Source organism: Pseudomonas sp. Pse35 (assembly GCF_024519715.1).
In the GTDB taxonomy this organism is placed as follows: Bacteria; Pseudomonadota; Gammaproteobacteria; order Pseudomonadales; family Pseudomonadaceae; genus Aquipseudomonas; species Aquipseudomonas paracarnis.
The window spans coordinates 44,350-66,292 of the sequence record NZ_JALJRP010000012.1; the positions used below are offsets into that span (position 1 = coordinate 44,350).

Sequence of the window (21,943 nt, forward strand, 5' to 3'; positions counted from 1 at the left end):
CGTGACCGAGTCCTGACGATGAACACTGAATTTCGCAAACCACTCCCCGGCAGCCGCCTGGATTTCTTCGACGCCCGTGCGGCGGTCGAGGCAATCACCCCCGGCGCCTACGCCACGTTGCCCTACACCTCGCGTGTGCTCGCCGAGAACCTGGTGCGCCGTTGCGACCCGGCCACCCTCGACGCGTCCCTGAGTCAACTGATCGAGCGCAAGCGCGACCTCGACTTCCCGTGGTTCCCCGCCCGCGTGGTGTGCCATGACATCCTCGGCCAGACCGCTCTGGTCGACCTTGCCGGCCTGCGCGATGCCATCGCCCAGCAAGGCGGCGACCCGGCGCAGGTCAACCCGGTGGTGCCTACCCAACTGATCGTCGACCATTCCCTGGCCGTCGAGGCCGGTGGTTTTGACCCGCAAGCCTTCGAAAAAAACCGCGCCATTGAAGACCGTCGCAACGAAGACCGTTTCCACTTCATCGAGTGGACCAAAAAGGCCTTCAAGAACGTTGATGTGATCCCGCCGGGCAACGGCATCATGCACCAGATCAATCTGGAGAAAATGTCCCCGGTGATTCAAGTGCGTGACGGTGTGGCCTTCCCGGATACCTGTGTCGGTACCGACAGCCATACGCCTCACGTAGACGCCCTGGGTGTGATCGCCATCGGCGTCGGTGGCCTGGAAGCCGAGAGCGTGATGCTCGGCCGCGCGTCGTGGATGCGCCTGCCGGAAAGCGTGGGCGTGGAATTGACCGGCAAGCTGCAACCGGGCATCACCGCCACCGATATGGTGCTGGCGCTCACCGAATTCCTGCGCCAGCAAAAGGTGGTCGGCGCCTGGCTGGAGTTCTTCGGCGAAGGGGCCTCGGCACTGACCTTGGGTGACCGTGCCACCATCTCCAACATGGCCCCGGAGTACGGCGCCACCGCCGCGATGTTCTACATCGACGCGCAAACCATCGCTTACCTCAAACTCACCGGCCGCGAAGACGAACAAGTCGCCTTGGTCGAGCAATACGCACGTCACACCGGCCTGTGGGCGGACGACTTGAAAGGCGCGCAGTACGAGCGCAGCCTGAGCTTCGACCTCTCCAGCGTCGTGCGCAACATGGCCGGCCCGAGCAACCCCCATGCCCGCCTGGCCACCCGCGACCTGGCGTCAAAAGGCATTGCCGGCCAATGGGATGACGTGCCGGGGCAAATGCCCGACGGCGCGGTGATCATCGCTGCCATCACCAGTTGCACCAACACCAGCAACCCGCGGAACGTGATTGCCGCCGGCCTGTTGGCACGCAACGCCAACAAGCTGGGGCTGACCCGCAAGCCGTGGGTCAAGTCGTCTTTGGCGCCGGGCTCGAAAACCGTGGCCATGTACCTGGAAGAAGCCGGCCTGGGCCATGAGCTGGAAAAACTCGGTTTTGGCGTGGTGGCCTTTGCCTGCACTACCTGCAACGGCATGTCGGGCGCGCTCGACCCGGTGATCCAGCAAGAGATCATCGACCGCGACCTGTACGCCACCGCGGTGTTGTCGGGTAACCGCAACTTTGACGGGCGCATTCACCCTTACGCCAAGCAAGCCTTCCTGGCGTCGCCGCCGCTGGTGGTGGCCTATGCGATTGCCGGTACCATCCGTTTCGACATCGAGAAGGACGTGCTCGGCCTGGATGCCGACGGCAACGAAATCCGCCTGCAAGACATCTGGCCGAGCGATGAAGAGATCGACGCGGTGGTCAAGGCTTCGGTGAAACCCGAGCAATTCCGTGCGGTGTATATCCCGATGTTCGCCATCCACGAAGACACCGGGCCCAAGGTCACGCCGCTGTACGACTGGCGCCCACAAAGCACCTATATCCGCCGCCCGCCGTACTGGGAAGGCGCGCTGGCCGGTGCACGGCCGCTCAAAGGCATGCGCCCGCTGGCGGTGCTGCCAGACAACATCACCACCGACCACTTGTCGCCGTCCAACGCGATCATGCTGGACAGCGCCGCCGGTGAATACCTGGCGAAAATGGGCTTGCCCGAGGTCGACTTCAACTCCTACGCGACACACAGGGGTGACCATTTGACGGCGCAGCGCGCCACCTTCGCCAACCCGAAACTGTTCAACGAAATGGTGCAGGAAAACGGCAAGGTCAAGCAGGGCTCTCTTGCGCGTATCGAGCCGGAAGGCAAGGTCACGCGGATGTGGGAAGCGATTGAAACCTACATGGAACGCAAACAGCCGTTGATCATCATCGCGGGCGCCGACTATGGCCAGGGCTCGTCCCGTGACTGGGCGGCCAAGGGCGTACGCCTGGCCGGTGTGGAAGCCATTGCCGCCGAAGGCTTCGAGCGTATCCACCGCACCAACCTGGTGGGCATGGGCGTGTTGCCCCTGCAGTTCCTGCCGGGCACCGACCGCCACACCCTGCAAATCGACGGCAGTGAAACCTATGACGTGGTCGGCGAGCGCACCCCGCGTGCGCAACTGACCCTGGTGATCAACCGCAAGAATGGCGAACGTGTCGAGGTGCCAGTGACCTGCCGCCTGGACACCGCCGAAGAAGTGTCGATCTACGAGGCCGGTGGCGTGTTGCAACGTTTCGCCCAGGACTTCCTGGAATCAAAGGCGACCGCCTGAAGAGGATAACCATGGCACACGTAGCGCAAATCAAGATCCCCGCCACCTACATGCGTGGCGGCACCAGCAAGGGCGTGTTCTTCAGCCTCCAGGACCTGCCCGCAGCGGCGCAGGTGCCGGGCCCTGCACGCGACGCCTTGTTGCTGCGGGTGATCGGCAGCCCCGACCCCTATGACAAGCAGATCGACGGCATGGGTGGGGCCACCTCGAGCACCAGCAAGACCGTGATCCTGGCCAAAAGCAGCCGCGCCGATCACGACGTGGATTACCTGTTTGGCCAGGTCTCCATCGACAAGCCATTTGTCGATTGGAGCGGCAACTGCGGCAACCTGTCGGCGGCGGTGGGTTCGTTCGCCATCAGTGCCGGCCTGGTCGATGCGGCCCGCGTACCCCATAACGGCGTGGCCGTGGTGCGGGTGTGGCAGGCCAATATCGGCAAGACCATCATCGCCCACGTGCCAATCACTGACGGCGCGGTGCAGGAAACCGGCGACTTTGAACTGGACGGCGTGACCTTCCCGGCTGCCGAAGTGCAGTTGGAATTCATGGACCCGGCGGCGGAAGAAGAGGGCGGTGGTGGCTCGATGTTTCCCACTGGCAACCTCGTCGACGACCTGGAGGTACCCGGCGTCGGTACCTTCAAGGCCACGTTGATCAACGCCGGTATCCCGACGATTTTCATCAACGCCCAAGACCTCGGCTACGCCGGTACCGAGCTGCAAGGCGCGATCAACAGCGACCCCAAGGCCCTGGCGATGTTCGAGACCGTGCGGGCGTATGGCGCGTTGCGCATGGGCCTGATCAAACACCTGGACGAAGCCGCCCAGCGCCAGCACACGCCCAAGGTGGCGTTCGTCGCCAAGCCAGCCGATTACGTGGCCTCCAGCGGCAAGGCGATCAAGGCCGGCGATGTGGACCTGCTGGTGCGCGCCTTGTCGATGGGCAAACTGCACCACGCGATGATGGGCACTGCGGCGGTGGCGATTGGCACCGCCGCGGCGATTTCCGGCACCTTGGTCAACCTGGCGGCGGGCGGCGTAGAGCGCAATGCCGTGCGCTTCGGGCACCCGTCCGGCACCTTGCGTGTGGGGGCCGAGGCCAGCCAGGTGGACGGTGAATGGGTGGTGAAAAAAGCCATTATGAGCCGCAGTGCGCGGGTGTTGATGGAAGGCTACGTGCGCATCCCCGGCGACGCCTTTTAGCTTGATCGTTCCCACGCTCCGCTTGGGAACGCCGCCTGGGACGCTCTGCGTCCTGCTGTGACGCAGAGCGTCACGGGATGCATTCCCACGCGGAGCGTGGGAACGATCAACATCAACCTTGACCTTGAGGAACAACCCCACCTTTTAGGAGAACTGCCATGAGCGCCAACGTCGACCAGAACAACCGCCCCGACTACGACCCGGTTTTGCAGGGCATCGCCGACTACGTCCTCAACTACCGCATTGACTCCCAGGACGCCCTGGATACCGCCCGCAACTGCCTGATGGACACCCTCGGCTGTGGCCTGCTGGCCCTGCGCTTCCCCGAGTGCACCAAGCACCTGGGGCCGATGGTCGAGGGTACCGTGGTGCCGTTCGGTGCACGGGTGCCGGGCACTTCGTTTCGCCTGGACCCGGTCAAGGCCGCCTGGGATATCGGTTGCATCGTGCGCTGGCTCGACTACAACGACACCTGGCTTGCCGCCGAATGGGGCCACCCTTCAGACAATCTTGGCGGCATCCTCGCCGTGGCCGATCACCTGTCGCAAAAGCGCCTGGCCAATGGCGACGCGCCGCTGACCGTGCGTGCAGTGCTGGAAGCGATGATCATGGCTCACGAAATCCAAGGCGTGATTGCCTTGGAAAACTCCTTCAACCGGGTAGGCCTCGACCATGTGTTGCTGGTGAAAGTCGCTACCACGGCGGTCACCGCCAAGCTGATGGGCGCCAACCGCGAGCAGTTGCTATCGGCGTTGTCCCACGCTTTTGTCGATGGTCAGGCGCTACGCACCTATCGTCATGCACCGAATGCCGGCTCGCGCAAATCCTGGGCGGCGGGCGATGCGTCGAGCCGCGGCGTGCGCCTGGCAGACATCGCCCTGCGTGGCGAAATGGGCATCCCCGGCGTGTTGAGTGCGCCGCAGTGGGGCTTCTATGACGTGCTGTTCAGCCACACCAACAAGGACCTGGCGCTCAAGCCCGAGGACAAGCGAGCTTTCAGCCTGCCCCAAGCCTACGGCACCTATGTGATGGAAAACGTGCTGTTCAAGATCAGCTTTCCGGCCGAGTTTCACGCGCAAACCGCCTGTGAAGCGGCAGTCGCCCTGCATCCGCAGGTCAAGCATCGTTTGCATGAAATCGACCGTATCGTGATCACTACCCATGAGTCGGCGATTCGCATTATTTCCAAGGTCGGCCCATTGGCGAATGCCGCCGATCGCGACCACTGCCTGCAATACATGACCGCCGTGCCCTTGGCGTTCGGCAATCTGGTGGCCGAGCAGTATGAAGATGATTTCCACGCGGCCCACCCGATCATCGATGAGCTGCGCGACAAGATGGTCGTCATCGAAGACCCGCGCTACAGCCGCGAATACCTGGAGGCCGACAAGCGCTCGATTGCCAACGCGGTGCAGGTGTTTTTCACGGATGGCACCTGCACCGAGCAGGTGGTGGTGGAGTACCCGATTGGCCATCGCCGCCGTCGGGTGGACGGCATTCCACTGCTGGAAGACAAGTTCAAGGCCAACCTGGCCACGCGGTTCACCGCGCAACGCAGCGCCGAAATCTTTGCGTTGTACAAGGATCAGGCACGGCTTGAGGCTACTCCAGTCAACCGTTTCATGGACCTGCTCACTATCTGAAAAACAGCACAGTCACTGTAGGAGCGAGCTTGCTCGCGAAAAACGTCAACGATGCCGCGTGCTTCCTGAGTAAGCGCGGCGCCTATGGGTTTTTCGCGAGCAAGCTCGCTCCTACAGAGGCAATGACGCAGGCTCAAGCGTGTCCAAACCGCAGTATCACCCGGCGGTTGTGCTTGCTCTTTTTCTCGATCTTCTCGCAGAACACCCGGCCGATTTCTTCGGTATTGAGCACATGGGTACCGCCGCAGGGCTGGATATCGATGCCGGGGATTTCAATCACCCGTACCGAACCTGAGACCACCGGCGGCGCAACCGCCTGAGTGCGGGTGATCTGCAGCAGGGTCGCGTACTCGGTGGCAGGCATCGACAGCGTTTTCACCGCGTGGGCCTGCTCGATCAGGGCGTTGAGGTCACGGGTGAGGCCGTCTTTGTCCAGGGTCATCTCCGGCAGGTCGAAATCCAGTCGGCCTTTATCCGCACTGATGCTGCAACCGGTCACGGGCGCGTCGATGAGGGAGCACAGCAAGTGCAGGCAAGTGTGCATCTTCATGTGCTGGTAGCGCCGCTCCCAATCCAGCCCGGCGTCGACCTGGACGCCAGCGGCCAACTGTTCGGGGCAATGGTCTACCTGATGCCAGATGATCGAGCGCAACACCGGGTCGCGCACGGTGCCTGTCACCTCGACCCGTGTGCCATCGGCCAGGGTGAAGTGGCCGGTATCGCCTGGTTGCCCGCCGCCGGTGGGGTAGAACAGGGTGTGCTCCAGGGCGACACCCTGTTCGCTGACGGCAATCACCCGGGCGCTGAAGGCGTTCTGGTAGGGCGCGCTGTCAAACAGCGCCAGGGTTTCCATGGTATGCACGGACATGTTCAACCTCCGACGATCAATGGGGTGGCTTGCAAGAGGTGGCGCACCAGTGCGCTCAAACCAGGGGGAGAGAGCAGGGTGATTTCAAATTCCGGCCCGCACACCTTCAGGTTCAGCGGCAGGCGTGGCAGTTGCTCGTCGTTGTCGAGGCGACGCAGGCGAAACTGCAGGTGGTGCCGCTCTTTTACCGTGGGTTCGAGCATCAGCCCTTGCAGCGGATGAAAGTCGGCGTCCAGCACGGTGACCTTGTGGCCGGCACTCACTTCGCCCACCACGTGCAAGCGCTCATCCAGGGCAAAGGCGCCGAGGTAGTTGCTGTGGTCCGATTCATCGTTTTTCTGCAGTTGGATCTGGTTGACCACCTTGACCTTGGTGCCTGCCGGCACGTCTTGGGTAATCACGCAGGAGGGGCTGATAAACACGTTATCGCCGATCGAAACATAGCCCAGCACCCGGGCGCCGGCGCCGACTTCGACGTTGTTGCCCAGGCGCGGGTGGCGTTTGCCGTCCGGGTTGTTGGCAATACCGCGCGCACCCAGGGTCACGCCGCAGAGGATGTAGCAGTCGTTGCCGATCACGCAGGTCTCGCCGATGACCGTGCCGTAGCCATGGTCCAGCACAAAGCGCCGGCCGATGCGCGCTGCCGGGTGAATCTCGGCGCCGGAGAGAATCTTGCCCTGGTTACTCAGTTTGAGGGCCATGCGCGAAAAATCGCCGTGGTCAGCGGCCTGGAAATGCCACACCAGGTGCGCAAGGCGGTAGAACAGCACGGCCTTGAACGAGGCGTAGGATTCCAGGATCAACTCACCGCGCCCACGGGACGCGGGGTCGCGATAGGCATAGGCAATCAGGTCCTCGGCCACCGCCTGGGCGGCGGTCTGGATCAACGGTGCCAGGTGCGGCTCCAGCTGCTTCATCTGTCTGGGCGTCAGGGTGGTGATGAGGTGGGTGAGCAACTCATCGTGCAGCTGTTGCATGTCGATAAAGCCCCCCATGGAGACACCCCCGTACATTGAATGGTTGGAAGCCCCGTTATTCGAAACTGGGCAGGTAGCTGTCGGCATTGTCGTAGACCATGGTCAACACCACCGTTTCAGGCGGCAGTTCGGGGGCGAGTTGGGCGATGGCAACCATGTTGGCGGCCGAAGACAGCCCGAGGCTGATGGCATCGGTGCGCATGATGCGTTTGATCATGTCCAGGCAATCGGCGTGCGACACCTTGAGCATGCCGTCGATCACGTCCAGGTTGAGGATGCTGGGGATCAGGCCAATCGACAGGCCCTGGATCCAGTGCGCTGCGTGTTGGTCTTTGAGCAGGTCGCACTCTTCCGGTTCTACACCCATCACCCGCAGCGCCGGCCAGGCGGCCTTGAGGGTTTCGCCGATACCGGTGATGTGTCCACCGGTGCCAATGCCGCTGACGAAGTAGTCCACGCGCTGTTCACCGAAGGCGCGAAGGATTTCCGGGGCGGTGGTGTCGCGGTGGGTTTGGGGGTTGGCGCCATTGCGTTGCTGGTTGAGCATCACATAGTTGGGGTTCTCCAACTGCAGCTCCATGCACTTTTCGCCGTGGGAGTTATTGCCCAGGCGACTGTCGGACAGCACTACCCTGGCGCCATACAGACGCAGCAGTTTCTGTTTTTCCGGGCTGTAGTTGTCAGGGATCACCAGCACTACTTTGTAACCCAGCACATTGCCGGCCATCACCAGGCCAATGCCGGTGTTGCCGCCACTGGGTTCGATGATGGTCTGCCCGGAATCACGGATCAGCACGCCGCGGCGCTCGGCATCCAGGATCATGCCCAGGGCGATGCGCGCCTTGTGGCTGCCGCCGGGGTTGAGGGACTCCAGCTTGGCGTAGACCTCGATGCCGAGGTCTTCGGAAAACTGGGCCAGACGCACGATCGGCGTTTGGCCGATGACGTCGAGAATGGAGTTATGCAGCATCAGCACGTCCCCACTTTCAGTACAACGGCATGTCAGGTTCGACGTCGCGAACCCAATGTTTCATGCCACCCTGGAGGACTTTGGTGTTGGCAAAGCCGGCCGCCAACAGGGTGCTGGCGGCTTGCTCGGCACGGGCGCCTGCGTAGCAGATCAGGTAGTGGGTGTTGTCGCGGCTCAGGCTGGCGAGTTGCCCATCCAGTTCTGCCAACGGGATATGCACCACGCCCGGTAATTTGCACACTTCCAGTTCGCTGGCGTCACGCACGTCGAGCAATACATCGGCGCTGCTGGGGTGTTCAAGCACTTGCTTGAGCACCTGGGGCTTGATGTAGCGTTCCGCGGCCAGGGAGGGCAAGCTCGGTACGGCATCGGCGCAGGTGGCCGGCGCGACGGTTTCGCTATGGCGCAGGTCCGAGCAGCAGGGGCAATCAGCGCGGCGCTTGAAGCGGATCTCGCTGAACTTCATCGCCAGTGCGTCAAAGCGCATCAAACGGCCGGACAGGGGTTCGCCAATACCGATCAGCAATTTGATCGCCTCAGTTGCCTGGATCATACCGACCACGCCCGGCAACACGCCGATCACACCGCCCGCGCTGCAATTGGGTGCCAACTCTGCGGGTGGGGCCTTGGGGAACAGGCAGCGATAGCACGGCCCACCTTTATAGTTGAGCACGCTGATCTGCCCGTCGAAACGGTAGATAGCGCCGTACACCAAAGGTTTGCCCAACTGCACACAGGCGTCGTTGACCAGGTAGCGGGTGTCGAAATTGTCGGTTCCGTCGATCACCAGGTCATAGGCGCCCACCAGTTCCAGGGCGTTGTCGCTGTTGAGCGCGGTGTTGTACGCGTTGATCTGGATATGCGGATTGAGGTCCAGCAGGCGCTGCTTGGCGGACTCGACCTTGGGCATGCCCAGGGTGCTGTTGCCATGCACAATCTGGCGTTGCAGGTTGCTGCTTTCCACCACATCAAAGTCCACCAGACCCAGGGTGCCGATGCCGGCCGCCGCCAGGTACAGGCTGATGGGCGAGCCCAGCCCGCCGGTACCGATGACCAGCACCTTGGCTTTCTTCAGGTTCAATTGGCCTTCGCGGCCCACGCCCGGCAGGGTGATGTGGCGCACGTAGCGCTGCACTTCTTCGTTGCTCAGGGTATCGATGTCCATGCCACCTGAGGTGGCGAGCAACACTTCGATCCGGGATTTCGGCGGCAGGGCTTCATCGGCTTCGATCAGCGCCTCCTCGGCGGTAAACAGGAAGTGTTCCTTGAGCTGGTTGTTCTTTTCATGGAACAGGTGCTGACGCAATTGGGGGTGATGGGTGCAGAGATTTTCAATGACTTCGCGCAATGTCGATCCGGCGCCCTCAAGGGTCGATTCCGGCAGCTTGGCCACGCGAACCAGAATGTCGGGGAAAGAGACAGCGTTCATGGACAACTCCGTGTGCAGGTCGTTGAAAGGTTGAAGGGAGAAATGCTTGCCATCCCAGGCAAACAGCTTGGAGCCCAGGGCCTGGCCCTGGCGGACATCCACCACCAAATAGCTGACGGGGAAGATCGGCTCGCCCAGGAACAGTGCCTTGTCCTGGTCTTCGTCACTGAAATAGGCGCCGACATCCGGGTGTGAGTGGTAGATCACCACCACCGGGTTGTCACTGCGAAACGCCTTGTTCATCAGCAAGGTGTCGGCCACCGAAAAGGTGTAGCCATTGGCCGCGCTGCGTGGGTACATCTCGGGGTTCTTGCGGTGCAGCTCATTCTGGATATTGCTGCCCAGGTACACGCTGCCGTCGGCGAAGACGAAACCACAGCACTCCTCGGGGTAGCTGCGGCTGGCGTGGGCGTAGATCTGTTCCAGGGCGGTGGGGCGGAGGACGTCCATGTTTCTCTCGCGTTGGTTGAGGGTCACTTTTTCTTGGCCATGAGTTTTTCGATCGGCAACTTGGTAATCGCAAAGCCGGCCAGCAGGATCGCCGAGTACAGCATCAGGTCGCGGGAAATTTCCACGCCTTCGTACCAGGCTCCGATGATGACCGCGAACACCGGGAAGATGATGAAGACGAACGACAGGATGATCGGGCTCAGGCGCTTGAGCAGCATGAAATACACAATGAACCCACCCACCGAGGCCACTAGCCCCAGGTAGAACAGCGCGCTCCAGGAGCGCAGGGTGATGTCGTCGAACGTCGGTGTTTCAAACCACAGGCCGGCCAGGAACAGCATCAGCCCGGCAATGCCGATGGGCAGGGTGTTGTAGGTGATGACGCTGATGGCGCTGCCTTTTTGCTTGGTAATGACATAGCACAAGGCGTGCATGATCGCGGCGCTCAGAATGGCCAGCACCCCGAAGAACTCGGCGTGGTCCAGATGCAGGCCCTGGCTCTTGATGATCATGTAAAGGCTGCCGAAACCAATGCCGATGCCGACCACCTGGGAGAAATAGATGCGCTCGCGCAGGAACAGCGCGGAGAAGATCAGGATGAACACTGGCATGCAGCTGAACAGCAGGGCCGTGAGGCCCGACGACACATGCATTTCGCCGTAATTGAGCAAATAGTAGGGAACGCTGAAGTAGGACAGGGTCACGAATACGAAGAACCAGCGGCTTTCCCGGGGAAACAGGATCGGCTCACGGCGCACCATGGCAAAACACAGGAACAGCGGAAACGCGATGAGAAAGCGCAGGCCGGCAGATGTCAGCGGCGGCACGCTCTCGACGGCGATCTTGATGCCCAGCCACGTAGTGCCCCAACTCAGGCACACGATAAGGAACATCACGCTGGTCACCAGCCCGGCGAGCCACTGTTTTTGCGTTTTTGTTTTTGCAGTGTTTTCGAGAACGGCGGACATTGGCATCGTTTATTGCTTCCCTGGGCCGAAATTGAACTCTATATTGAACTTGTAATGAGTTATGTTTATCGGCGATTGAACCCGTAAAAGCACACTATTAGGGCGAAAGATGGCTGTCAAAACAAATATTGACATGGTGTCAATTATGCGTGAGGGCCTGTCCAACGGGCAGGGCGTGAAGTACAAGCGCCTGTCTGATGTGATGGAACGGGGCATCCTCGAAGGCTTGATTGAACCGGGACGAAAACTGCCGCCCCATCGGGTGCTTTCCGACAATTTAGGCGTGACCATCGGCACCATCAGCCGGGCTTACGGTGAACTGGAACGCCTGGGCCTGGTGGTTGCACGGGTAGGTGACGGCACCTTCGTGCGCAAGCGTGGGATGGAGCGCCAGCGTGATGAGGGCTTTCGTAATTTCAGCGAGGAGCCGCGCCAGTACTTCGACATGAGCCGCAACATGCACATTCCCGGGCAAGAGACGGTGTTTCTCGCCCAGAGCTTTCAAACCCTGTCGACCAACGCCAAGTTCCTCCAGGACATCAGCGCCTACACCCCCGACGCCGGCCTGCCGCGTTACCGTGAAGCGGGCGCGCAATGGCTGGTACAGCGCGAGTTTCATCCGATTCCCGAGCAGGTCATCTGCGTCAACGGCGGCCAGCACGGCTTGCTGTGCGCCATGATGGCGTTGCTGCGTGCTGGCGATACGGTGGTCACCGAGCAGTTGACTTATCCCGGGCTGATTACCGCCGCACGCATGTTGGGGGTGCGGCTGATCGGCCTGGAGATGGATGAGGAAGGCGTACTGCCCACGGCGCTGGATGAGGTCTGTCGCAATCACCGTATTTCGGCGTTGTACTGCACGCCGACTATCCAGAATCCGACCACCGCTGTGTTGTCGGTGGCGCGCCGCGAAGCCTTGGCCAGGGTGTGTCGCGAACATAACCTGCTGATTCTGGAGGACGAAGCCCACGGTGTGCTGGTGGAGGACCGTCCGCCGCCCCTCAGTTATTTCGCGCCTGAGCGTACGATCTTGATCAGCAGCCTGAGCAAGGCGGTATCGGCCGGTTTGCGGGTGGGCTACGTGCATGCGCCGCCGGCGCTGGTCAGTCGCATTTCGGCGGCGTTGCGTTCGACCTGCTGGATGGCCACACCTGTGACCCTGGAACTGGCGACCCAGTGGATTGAAAACGGCACGGCGGAATATTTGTTGCGTCAGCAGATCAACGAGATCAGCCGTCGCAAGACGCTGGTCGAAGATTTATTGACCGGCCTGGCCTATCGCACCCACCTCAATAGCCCGCACTTCTGGATCGAAGTACCGGAGCCCTGGCGGGCCTCGGAAATCGAGGCAGAGCTCAAGCAGAATAATTACCTGATCGCCACCGCCGAGGCGTTTGCCGTGGGGCAGACGGCGGTGCCGCAGTTTATTCGGGCGAGTATCTGCAACACGTCGGGTGATGATCAGTTATTGCGCGAGGGGTTTGATGCGCTGGCGACGGCGTTGGGGCAGGGGGGCGGGCGGTTTCATCTGTGAGACCGCGTTATTGCTCGTTCCCACGCTCTGCGTGGGAATCCATCTTGCGACGCTCCGCGTCGCTATTGCGGGACGCGGAGCGTCCCAGGCGGCGTTCCCACGCAGAGCGTGGGAACGATCAGATCACTTGAAGCGCCGCTCCACACCCTTCTCCACCAGAATCTTCGCCGAAATCTCTTCCACCGAAAAATGCGTGGAATTGATGTGCGCAATATTCTCCCGGCGAAACAGATTTTCTACTTCACGCACTTCAAATTCGCACTGGGCATAGCTGGAGTAGCGGCTGTTGGGCTTGCGTTCGTTGCGGATGGCGGTCAGCCGGTCCGGGTCGATGGTCAGGCCGAACAGCTTGTGTGAATGCGCGCGCAAGGCGGCGGGCAGGGTCAGGTGCTCCATGTCGTCTTCGGTCAGCGGGTAGTTGGCCGCACGAATACCGAATTGCATGGCCATGTACAGGCAGGTGGGGGTCTTGCCGCAACGCGACACGCCCACCAGGATCAGGTCGGCCTTGTCGTAGTAGTGGGTGCGGGCACCGTCGTCGTTGTCGAGGGCGAAGTTCACCGCCTCGATACGCTCCATATAGTTGGAGTTATGCCCGATGGAATGGGACTTTCCGACGGAATAGGACGAATGTTCACTCAACTCCTGTTCCAGCGGCGCCAGGAAGGTAGAGAAAATGTCGATCATGAAACCATTCGACGTTGCGAGAATCTCACGAATGTCTTGATTGACGATGGTGTCGAAAATGATCGGGCGAAAACCGTCTTTTTCAGCCGCCAGATTGATTTGTTGTACCATGGCCCGCGCTTTATCCACGCTGTCTATATAAGGCCGGGTGAATTTGGCGAAGGTAATGTTTTCGAACTGCGCGAGCAGGCTCTGGCCCAATGTTTCGGCTGTGATGCCGGTGCCGTCGGAAATAAAGAAAGCAGATCGTTTCATTTGAGCCCTGGGCCTTAAGCTGATGGCGAATCTTGGATATGATAGGCGCGATTTTGCCGTCCCGCAGTGGGCCGCATTCTCACTTATTTTCCAGGTCCAGGCCACAAGCGCTGGCGTTAGCTCCTACTGAGCAACCCGCGTCCTGAGCTTTTCCAACACAGAAAGTGGAGAGATCACCTTGGTAGAGTACGTAGTTTCCCTCGATAAGCTCGGCGTCCATGATGTAGAGCATGTGGGGGGCAAGAACGCATCCCTCGGCGAGATGATCAGTAATCTTGCAGGCGCTGGTGTCTCGGTGCCCGGTGGTTTCGCCACCACGGCCCAGGCTTACCGCGACTTCCTCGAGCTGAGCGGCCTCAACGCCCAGATCCACGCCGCGCTGGACGCCCTGGACGTCGATGACGTCAACGCCCTGGCCAAGACCGGCGCCCAGATCCGCCAGTGGATCATGGAAGCCGAGTTCCCCGAGAAGCTCAACGAAGAAATTCGCACCGCCTTCGCCACTCTGTCGGCCGGTAACCCGGACATGGCTGTTGCCGTGCGTTCCTCGGCCACCGCCGAAGACTTGCCGGACGCCTCCTTTGCCGGCCAGCAGGAAACCTTCCTCAACATTCGCGGCGTCGAAAACGTGATCCGCGCGGCCAAGGAAGTGTTTGCCTCCCTCTTTAATGACCGTGCGATTTCCTACCGCGTACACCAGGGTTTCGACCACAAGCTGGTGGCCCTGTCTGCCGGCGTGCAGCGCATGGTGCGTTCGGAAACCGGCACTGCCGGCGTGATGTTCACCCTGGATACCGAATCCGGTTTCCGTGACGTGGTGTTTATCACCGGCGCCTACGGCCTGGGCGAAACCGTCGTACAAGGCGCGGTCAACCCCGACGAATTCTACGTACACAAGGGCACCCTCGAAGCGGGTCGCCCGGCCATCCTGCGCCGTAACCTGGGCAGCAAGGCCATCAAGATGATCTACGGCGACGAGGCCAAGGCCGGTCGCTCGGTCAAAACCGTTGAGGTCGACAAGGCCGAGCGTGCGCGTTTCTGCCTGACCGACGCTGAAGTCAGCGAGTTGGCCAAACAAGCGATGATCATCGAAAAGCACTACAAGTGCCCGATGGACATCGAGTGGGCCAAGGACGGTGACGACGGCAAGCTGTACATCGTGCAGGCTCGCCCGGAAACCGTGAAGAGCCGCACTTCGGCCAACGTCATGGAGCGCTACCTGCTCAAGGAAACCGGCACCGTGCTGGTGGAAGGCCGTGCCATTGGCCAGCGCATTGGCGCAGGCAAGGTGCGGATCATCAAGGACGTGTCCGAGATGGACAAGGTCCAGCCAGGTGACGTACTGGTTTCCGACATGACCGACCCGGATTGGGAACCGGTGATGAAGCGCGCCAGTGCCATTGTCACCAACCGTGGCGGGCGTACCTGCCACGCGGCGATCATTGCCCGTGAGCTGGGAATTCCGGCAGTCGTGGGTTGCGGCAACGCCACCCAATTGCTCAAGGATGGCCAGGGCGTAACCGTTTCCTGCGCCGAAGGCGATACCGGCTTTATCTTCGAAGGTGAGCTGGGCTTCGATATCAAGCAAAATTCCATCGATGCCATGCCCGACCTGCCGTTCAAGATCATGATGAACGTCGGCAACCCGGACCGCGCCTTTGATTTTGCGCAGTTGCCGAACGCCGGCGTGGGCCTGGCCCGCCTGGAATTCATCATCAACCGCATGATCGGCGTGCACCCCAAGGCACTGCTGAACTATGACGGGCTGCCGCTGGACATCAAGGAAAGCGTCGACAAGCGCATCGCCGGCTACAACGACCCGGTAGGTTTCTACGTCGAGAAACTGGTCGAAGGCATCAGCACCCTGGCTGCGGCGTTCTACCCGAAAAAGGTCATCGTGCGCCTGTCGGACTTCAAGTCCAATGAATACGCGAACCTGATCGGCGGCAAGCTCTACGAGCCGGAAGAAGAAAACCCGATGCTGGGTTTCCGCGGCGCCTCGCGTTACATCAGCGAAGCCTTCCGTGACTGCTTCGAGCTCGAATGCCGTGCGCTCAAGCGTGTGCGCAACGAGATGGGCCTGACCAACGTCGAGATCATGGTGCCGTTCGTGCGCACCCTGGGCGAAGCGAGCCAGGTCGTGGACCTGCTGGCAGAAAACGGTCTGACCCGCGGCGAGAACGGCCTGCGCGTGATCATGATGTGCGAATTGCCGTCGAACGCCATCCTGGCTGAAGAGTTCCTGGAGTTCTTCGACGGTTTCTCCATCGGCTCCAACGACCTGACCCAGTTGACCTTGGGCCTGGACCGCGATTCGGGGATCATCGCCCACCTGTTCGACGAGCGTAACCCAGCGGTCAAGAAGCTGCTGGCCAACGCCATCCAGGCTTGTAACAAGGCTGGCAAGTACATCGGTATCTGCGGCCAAGGCCCTTCGGACCACCCTGACCTGGCCAAATGGCTGATGGAGCAGGGGATCGAGAGCGTCTCGCTGAACCCCGATTCCGTGCTGGAAACCTGGTTCTTCCTGGCTGAAGGCCAAGCGTCCGCCTAAGGGCGTAAGGTCAAAAGTGCCGGTCACTCGTTGCGGGTGACCGGCATTCTTATCTGTACAGGGCGGGAATCCTTGCGGACGCCGCCCTTTTTTGTGCAAGAGCATTATGCAAAGCAGCAGCCATCTGTTTCCTGTCGCCCTGATCAGCGCTGAACGTCGCGGCGATCTGAGTGAAGACGTCTACCGGCTCAAACCCGGTAACAGCCCGGACGGCACCGTCGAACTGGCGGTTACCCGTTTGGGCCTGGCCGATGTCCCGGAAAACCGGGGCACGCCGATTATTTTGTTGCATGGCAGTTTTTCCAACCGGCGTTTCTGGTATTCGCCCAAAGGTATCGGCCTGGGGGCTTACCTGGCGCGTCGCGGATTTGATGTGTGGATCCCGGAAATGCGCGGCCATGGTTTGTCCAAACGCAATCACGACTACGCCAGAAACCGTGTCGCCGATTACGCGCGCTACGATTTGCCGGCCGTGGGGGCGTTTGTGTGTGAGCAAAGCGGGCAGATTCCGCACTGGATCGGGCATTCCCTCGGTGCCACTACCCTGGCTGCGGCCTTGGGTGGGCGGCACTTGGATGCATCAGGGGTGGCCTCGGTGGCGTTGTTCGGCTGCCAGGTCAGTCGCACCCACTGGCCGTTGAAAATTCCACCGGTGGAGTGGAGCGGTCGCTTTATCCTCAAGCGCCTTGCCCATCTGTCCGGCCCGCGCTTCAAGCGTGGGCCCGAGGACGAGCCGGCCGGCGTGATGATCGAAGCGATGCGTTGGAACGGCCTGTTCGGCCGGTTTGGCGATGCCGAGCATGACTGGTGGAAAGGCTTGGCGCAGGTCGATGTGCCGCTGTTGGCGGTGAGCGCAGCGGGCGACCGGCAAGACCCGGACTGGGCCTGCCGCAAGCTCTTCGAGCAAGTGGGCAGCGAGCATCGCCAGTACCTGTGCCTGGGACGTCAGCAAGGTTTCAGCGAGGATTTCGGCCATGTGCAGATGCTGGTCAGCAAAGCGGCCCAGGCCCAAGTGTGGCCTTTGGTCGAGCGTTGGTTGAACGACCCGCTGACACCCTTGTTGGGTACGCAGCCCGAGGTGTCCGCAGCGGTTTGACGAAACGCTCTACCAAGGGCGTTTCACTCTTGAATGGTTGCGGCTAAGATATGACGCGCCACGCGCTTCTGGTCATATTCAGTCGCGTAACGTGTATTGCGTTGCGCTGATCGTGGTTTGATCATGGCCGCCGCCCACCCGCAGGCGCTTAAAGAATGCCTGTCGCGGGGCGTTTTCTTGATGTACACCGTGGATGTTCGACCTCTTCTTTGATGACAGGAGTTTCTCGATGAACCATTACGTGACCCCCGACCTGTGTGACGCCTACCCGGAGCTGGTGCAGGTAGTGGAACCGATGTTCAGCAACTTCGGTGGCCGAGACTCCTTTGGTGGCGAGATAGTCACCCTCAAATGTTTCGAGGATAACTCGCTGGTCAAGGCGCAGGCTGACCTGCCGGGCGCTGGTAAAGTGCTGGTGGTAGACGGTGGTGGTTCGCTGCGCTGCGCGTTGCTGGGTGACATGATTGCCGAGAAAGCCGCGAAAAATGGTTGGGAAGGGCTGGTGATCTACGGGTGCATCCGTGACGTAGACGTCATCGCCCAGACCGACCTGGGTGTGCAGGCCCTGGCCTCTCATCCGAAAAAAACCGACAAGCGCGGCCTTGGCGACCTGAACGTGCCGGTGACATTCGCAGGCGTGACGTTCCGCCCCGGTGAGTACATTTATGCCGATAACAACGGGGTGATCGTGTCACCCAGCCCGCTGAAAATGCCTGAATAAACTGCCGCAACCGATCGGGGTGAGGATGTTCGAAGAAGAAAACGCGCAATGGGGGCTGGTGCATGCCCTGGTGCTGGACGGTAAAGGCGGTGCGCGTTCGATTGCCCGGACTGAGCTCGACGATTTGCAGTTGCAGCCCCAGGAAAGCCTGTGGCTGCACTGGGATCGCAGCCATCCTCAAACCCAGACCTGGCTGCGTAAATCCAGCGGCCTGAGCGAGTTTGCCTGTGACTTGCTGCTGGAGGAAAACACCCGTCCACGCCTGTTGCCGCTGCCGGACGCCGAATTGCTGTTGTTTCTGCGCGGGATCAATCTCAACCCAGGCGCGGAGCCGGAAGACATGGTGTCGGTGCGCATCTTCGCCGCCGCCAACCGAGTGATTTCCCTGCGTTTGCGCCCCTTGCGCGCTACCGATGAGTTGCTGGTGCAACTGGCAGACGGCAAAGGCCCCAGGACGGCGTCTGAACTCATCCTTTATATGGCTCAGTACCTGACCAACAAAGTGCAGGATCTGGTCGCTGGCTTGTCTGAAATCGTCGATTCCGAGGAAGAAAAACTCGATGCCGACGAACGGTATACCCCGGAGCACGGCAGCGTTCTGCAGATCCGTCGAAGAGCCGCCGGACTCAAGCGCTTCCTGGCCCCCCAGCGGGATATTTTCGCCCAGCTGACACGAATCAAATTGGCGTGGTTCTGCGACGACGATGCGGACTATTGGAACGAACTGCACAACAGCCTGACCCGTTACCTGGAAGAGCTGGAATTGGCCAGAGAGCGCGTGGGGCTTGTGCTGGAGGCTGAAGACCGGCGCTTGAGCCTGCGCATGAACCGCACCATGTACCGCTTCGGGATCATCACCGGGATCTTCTTGCCGATGAGTTTTCTTACCGGTTTGCTCGGTATCAATGTGGGCGGCATTCCGTTCTCTGCCAGCCCTTATGGATTCATGATTGCGTGCCTGTTGATGGTGTCTGTGGCACTGGGGCAATGGTGGCTGTTTCGGCGATTGCGCTGGGTTTGACCTGAATATGACCTGAACGTAAGAAACGGCCGATGTGACCCGATGAATTTTACCCTCGTCTTTTAAATCACTTGCGAGAGGTCTCTATGCACGATCCGTTCGAACAGTCTTTGCGTGACATGCTCAATGCTTCGCCATCCAACCGTGATGACGATGCCTGCCTGGGCCGCGTACTGAAAACCGCCAACCGTCAGGTAGGGGCGGGTGACCTGTTCGGTCTGCTCGGGCGTTGGTTGCCGGCGTTGATGATGGCCCTGAACAACGGTTCGGCCCATGTGTCACCGGTTTCCCGTCGTAAACCTCTTGCTAGCACTGCTGATAAGGCTGATTGAATATGGAACTTGATCTCTGGACCCAGAGCCTGGTCACCGCGATGACCGCATTGTGGACCAAGGTGGCGAATTTCATTCCCAACCTGTTTGGTGCCCTGGTCCTGGTATTGCTGGGTTTTGTCGTGGCCAAGCTGCTCGATACCCTGCTGTCCAAATTGCTCGCCAAACTGGGGCTCGATCGCCTGATGGCGGGCACTGGCCTGACCAAATTGCTCGGCCGCGCGGGGTTGCAAGTACCGATTTCGACCCTGATCGGCAAGATCGTCTATTGGTTTGTTCTACTTATTTTTCTGGTTTCTGCAGCGCAGTCCCTTGGACTTGAGCGAGTTTCAGCTACGCTCGACATGCTGGCACTGTATTTGCCGAAAGTTTTCGGCGGCGCGCTGGTGCTGCTGGTGGGGGTTTTACTCGCGCAACTGGCCAACGGGCTGGTGCGCGGGGCCGCCGAAGGCGTGGGGTTGGACTACGCGGCAGGCCTGGGGCGAATCGCACAGGGGCTGGTGATCATCATCAGTATTTCCGTCGCGATCAGCCAGTTGGAGGTCAAGACTGACCTGCTCAACCACGTTATTGTGATTGTTTTGATTACCGTTGGTCTGGCAGTTGCGCTGGCCATGGGGTTGGGAAGCCGGGAAATTGCCGGTCAGATTCTTGCGGGAATCTATGTGCGTGAGCTGTATCAAGTTGGGCAACAGGTGCGTGTGGGCGAGGTCGAAGGGCAAATCGAGGAGATCGGCACAGTCAAGACGACCGTGCTGACCGATGACGGGGAACTGGTGTCGCTGTCCAACCGGATTCTCCTGGAGCAGCAGGTCAGTAGCCGCTAATCCGGCAAATCCTGCTAATGTACGCCGCCGCAAACCCGGGTGACCGGGTTGCAGCGGACATTGACCTGACTGTCGGCACGACTTGTTTTGAATAAAGCCCAAACGCTGTCCACGCGCTATGACCCCCGTGAGCTCTCTGATGAGGAGTTGGTCGCGCGCTCGCACACGGAGCTGTTTCACGTAACACGCGCGTACGAAGAATTGATGCGCAGGTATCAACGCACTCTGTTCAACGTTTGTTCAAGGTATTTGGGGAACGATAGAGACGCGGATGATGTCTGTCAGGAAGTGATGCTCAAGGTGCTATACGGCCTGAAGAACTTCGAGGGCAAATCGAAGTTCAAGACCTGGCTGTACAGCATCACGTACAACGAGTGCATCACGCAGTATCGGAAGGAACGGCGAAAGCGTCGCTTGATGGACGCTTTGAGTCTGGACCCCCTTGAGGAGGCGTCTGAAGAGAAGGCGCCGGCACCCGAGGAAAAGGGCGGACTTGATCGCTGGTTGGTGCATGTGAACCCGATTGACCGCGAAATTCTGGTGCTTCGATTTGTCGCAGAGCTGGAATTTCAGGAAATCGCTGACATCATGCATATGGGTTTGAGTGCTACAAAAATGCGGTACAAGCGTGCTCTTGATAAATTACGTGAGAAATTTGCGGGCGAGACTGAAACTTAGTGCGTAGCAAATATCTCTTACGTGTAGGCAAGTTCTGTTAGACTTGTCGCCGAGTTGTCCCCCGGTTTGTGGGACTGCTTTACAATCACCAGATGGGGATTTAACGGATGAAACTGAAAAACACCTTGGGCTTGGCCATTGGTTCTCTTATTGCCGCTACTTCTTTCGGCGTTCTGGCACAAGGCCAAGGCGCAGTTGAAGGCGAGCTGTTCTACAAGAAGCAGTACAACGATAGCGTTAAGCACATCGAAGACGGCTTCAACCCAGGCGCTCGCATTGGTTACTTCCTGACCGACGATCTGTCGTTGAATCTGTCGTACGACAAGACCAACCACACCCGTTCGAACGACGGCACTGGCAACCAGAAGATCAAAGGTGACACTGGCAGCCTCGTTGCTCAGTACCACTTCGGTCAGGCTGGCGTTGATAGCCTGCGTCCATACGTTGAAGGCGGTTTCGGCCACCAGAGCCGTACCAACGTTCAGGCTGACGGCCACAGCGGTCGCGACCAGACCACTTTCGCTACCATCGGTACCGGCGTGAAGTACTACTTCACCAACAACCTGTACGCTCGTGCTGGTGTTGAAGCTGACTACGGTCTGGACAACGGCAAGTGGGACTACTCCGCACTGGTTGGCCTGGGCGTGAACTTCGGCGGTAACGCTGGCGCAGCTGCTCCAGCTCCTACCCCAGCACCAGCTCCAGAGCCAGTTCCAGAGCCAGAAGCTCCGGTTGCTCAGGTTGTTCGTGTTGAGCTGGACGTTAAGTTCGACTTCGACAAGGCCGTTGTTAAGCCTAACAGCTACGGCGACGTTAAAAACCTGGCCGACTTCATGGCTCAGTACCCAGCTACCAACGTAGAAGTTGCTGGTCACACTGACTCCGTAGGTCCAGACGCTTACAACCAGAAGCTGTCCCAGCGTCGTGCTGACGCTGTTAAGCAAGTCCTGGTTAAAGACGGCGTTGCTCCTAGCCGTGTAACTGCTGTTGGTTACGGCGAATCCCGCCCAGTTGCTGACAACGCAACTGAAGCTGGTCGCGCTGTTAACCGTCGCGTAGAAGCGTCGGTTGAAGCTACCGCTCAGTAATTACTGAGTAGTAAAGAAAAGCCCGGCTCA

At 60.1% G+C, this 21,943-nt stretch carries 18 protein-coding genes; 12 read left to right on the forward strand and 6 right to left on the reverse strand.

Going from position 1 to position 21,943, the window contains the following annotated elements; genetic code table 11:
- Positions 1–18 precede the first annotated feature (18 nt).
- From acnD to prpD, 3 genes are all read left to right on the forward strand, one after another.
- On the forward strand, positions 19–2,613 hold the full coding sequence (gene acnD, locus OC445_RS12875; protein ID WP_198791433.1) for a Fe/S-dependent 2-methylisocitrate dehydratase AcnD: 2,595 nt from the start codon (positions 19–21) through the stop codon (positions 2,611–2,613).
- Positions 2,614–2,624: 11 nt separating this feature from the next.
- Positions 2,625–3,815, forward strand: coding sequence for a 2-methylaconitate cis-trans isomerase PrpF (prpF, locus tag OC445_RS12880; RefSeq protein ID WP_181124872.1), 1,191 nt, complete (start codon positions 2,625–2,627; stop codon positions 3,813–3,815).
- A 158-nt stretch (positions 3,816–3,973) separates the two neighbouring features.
- Positions 3,974–5,458, forward strand: a complete 1,485-nt coding sequence (prpD, locus tag OC445_RS12885) for a 2-methylcitrate dehydratase (protein WP_181124873.1) — start codon at positions 3,974–3,976, stop codon at positions 5,456–5,458.
- 133 nt (positions 5,459–5,591) lie between these two features.
- On the opposite strand, the gene OC445_RS12890 is transcribed toward prpD, so the two are convergent.
- Genes OC445_RS12890 through OC445_RS12910 form a run of 5 tightly spaced genes read right to left on the reverse strand, consistent with a single transcriptional unit; the run spans position 5,592 to position 11,120 of the window.
- Complete coding sequence (locus tag OC445_RS12890; RefSeq protein ID WP_072447400.1) at positions 5,592–6,326, reverse strand: alanyl-tRNA editing protein; 735 nt, start codon at positions 6,324–6,326, stop codon at positions 5,592–5,594.
- A gap of 2 nt (positions 6,327–6,328) precedes the next feature.
- Positions 6,329–7,321, reverse strand: a complete 993-nt coding sequence (locus tag OC445_RS12895; RefSeq protein WP_034128354.1) for a serine O-acetyltransferase — start codon at positions 7,319–7,321, stop codon at positions 6,329–6,331.
- A gap of 37 nt (positions 7,322–7,358) precedes the next feature.
- Positions 7,359–8,273: a PLP-dependent cysteine synthase family protein gene (locus tag OC445_RS12900; RefSeq protein ID WP_181124874.1), complete on the reverse strand. Its 915-nt coding sequence runs from the start codon at positions 8,271–8,273 to the stop codon at positions 7,359–7,361.
- Between the two features lie 16 nt (positions 8,274–8,289).
- Positions 8,290–10,152: a molybdopterin-synthase adenylyltransferase MoeB gene (gene moeB / locus OC445_RS12905; RefSeq protein ID WP_054897195.1), complete on the reverse strand. Its 1,863-nt coding sequence runs from the start codon at positions 10,150–10,152 to the stop codon at positions 8,290–8,292.
- Between the two features lie 23 nt (positions 10,153–10,175).
- Positions 10,176–11,120: a DMT family transporter gene (locus tag OC445_RS12910; protein ID WP_034128416.1), complete on the reverse strand. Its 945-nt coding sequence runs from the start codon at positions 11,118–11,120 to the stop codon at positions 10,176–10,178.
- A 109-nt stretch (positions 11,121–11,229) separates the two neighbouring features.
- Between OC445_RS12910 and OC445_RS12915 the strand changes: the two genes are divergently transcribed.
- The gene (locus OC445_RS12915; RefSeq protein ID WP_054897194.1) at positions 11,230–12,654 is read left to right on the forward strand and encodes a PLP-dependent aminotransferase family protein; all 1,425 of its coding nucleotides are present in this window, start codon (positions 11,230–11,232) and stop codon (positions 12,652–12,654) included.
- A gap of 123 nt (positions 12,655–12,777) precedes the next feature.
- On the opposite strand, the gene OC445_RS12920 is transcribed toward OC445_RS12915, so the two are convergent.
- A complete protein-coding gene (locus tag OC445_RS12920) occupies positions 12,778–13,596 on the reverse strand; it encodes a pyruvate, water dikinase regulatory protein (protein ID WP_003193298.1) in 819 nt (272 codons plus the stop codon).
- 178 nt (positions 13,597–13,774) lie between these two features.
- On the opposite strand from OC445_RS12920, the gene ppsA reads away from it, so the two are divergent.
- From ppsA to OC445_RS12960, 8 genes are all read left to right on the forward strand, one after another.
- Positions 13,775–16,150 (forward strand): phosphoenolpyruvate synthase, encoded by a 2,376-nt coding sequence (gene ppsA, locus OC445_RS12925; protein ID WP_003193296.1) that lies wholly within the window; start codon positions 13,775–13,777, stop codon positions 16,148–16,150.
- Positions 16,151–16,256: 106 nt separating this feature from the next.
- Entirely contained in the window at positions 16,257–17,246 is a 990-nt protein-coding gene (locus OC445_RS12930; protein WP_034128358.1) for an alpha/beta fold hydrolase, read from the forward strand.
- Between the two features lie 229 nt (positions 17,247–17,475).
- Positions 17,476–17,967, forward strand: coding sequence for a ribonuclease E activity regulator RraA (gene rraA / locus OC445_RS12935; RefSeq protein WP_014719488.1), 492 nt, complete (start codon positions 17,476–17,478; stop codon positions 17,965–17,967).
- Between the two features lie 25 nt (positions 17,968–17,992).
- Positions 17,993–18,988 carry a zinc transporter ZntB gene (locus OC445_RS12940; RefSeq protein ID WP_054897192.1) on the forward strand — a complete coding sequence of 332 codons (996 nt, stop codon included), beginning with the start codon at positions 17,993–17,995 and terminating at the stop codon, positions 18,986–18,988.
- Positions 18,989–19,074: 86 nt separating this feature from the next.
- A complete protein-coding gene (locus tag OC445_RS12945; RefSeq protein WP_014719486.1) occupies positions 19,075–19,320 on the forward strand; it encodes a hypothetical protein in 246 nt (81 codons plus the stop codon).
- A gap of 2 nt (positions 19,321–19,322) precedes the next feature.
- Positions 19,323–20,147, forward strand: a complete 825-nt coding sequence (locus tag OC445_RS12950) for a mechanosensitive ion channel family protein (protein ID WP_003193288.1) — start codon at positions 19,323–19,325, stop codon at positions 20,145–20,147.
- 87 nt (positions 20,148–20,234) lie between these two features.
- Entirely contained in the window at positions 20,235–20,825 is a 591-nt protein-coding gene (gene sigX / locus OC445_RS12955; RefSeq protein ID WP_003193286.1) for an RNA polymerase sigma factor SigX, read from the forward strand.
- Between the two features lie 107 nt (positions 20,826–20,932).
- Complete coding sequence (locus OC445_RS12960) at positions 20,933–21,913, forward strand: OmpA family protein (protein WP_019820540.1); 981 nt, start codon at positions 20,933–20,935, stop codon at positions 21,911–21,913.
- Positions 21,914–21,943 lie beyond the last annotated feature (30 nt).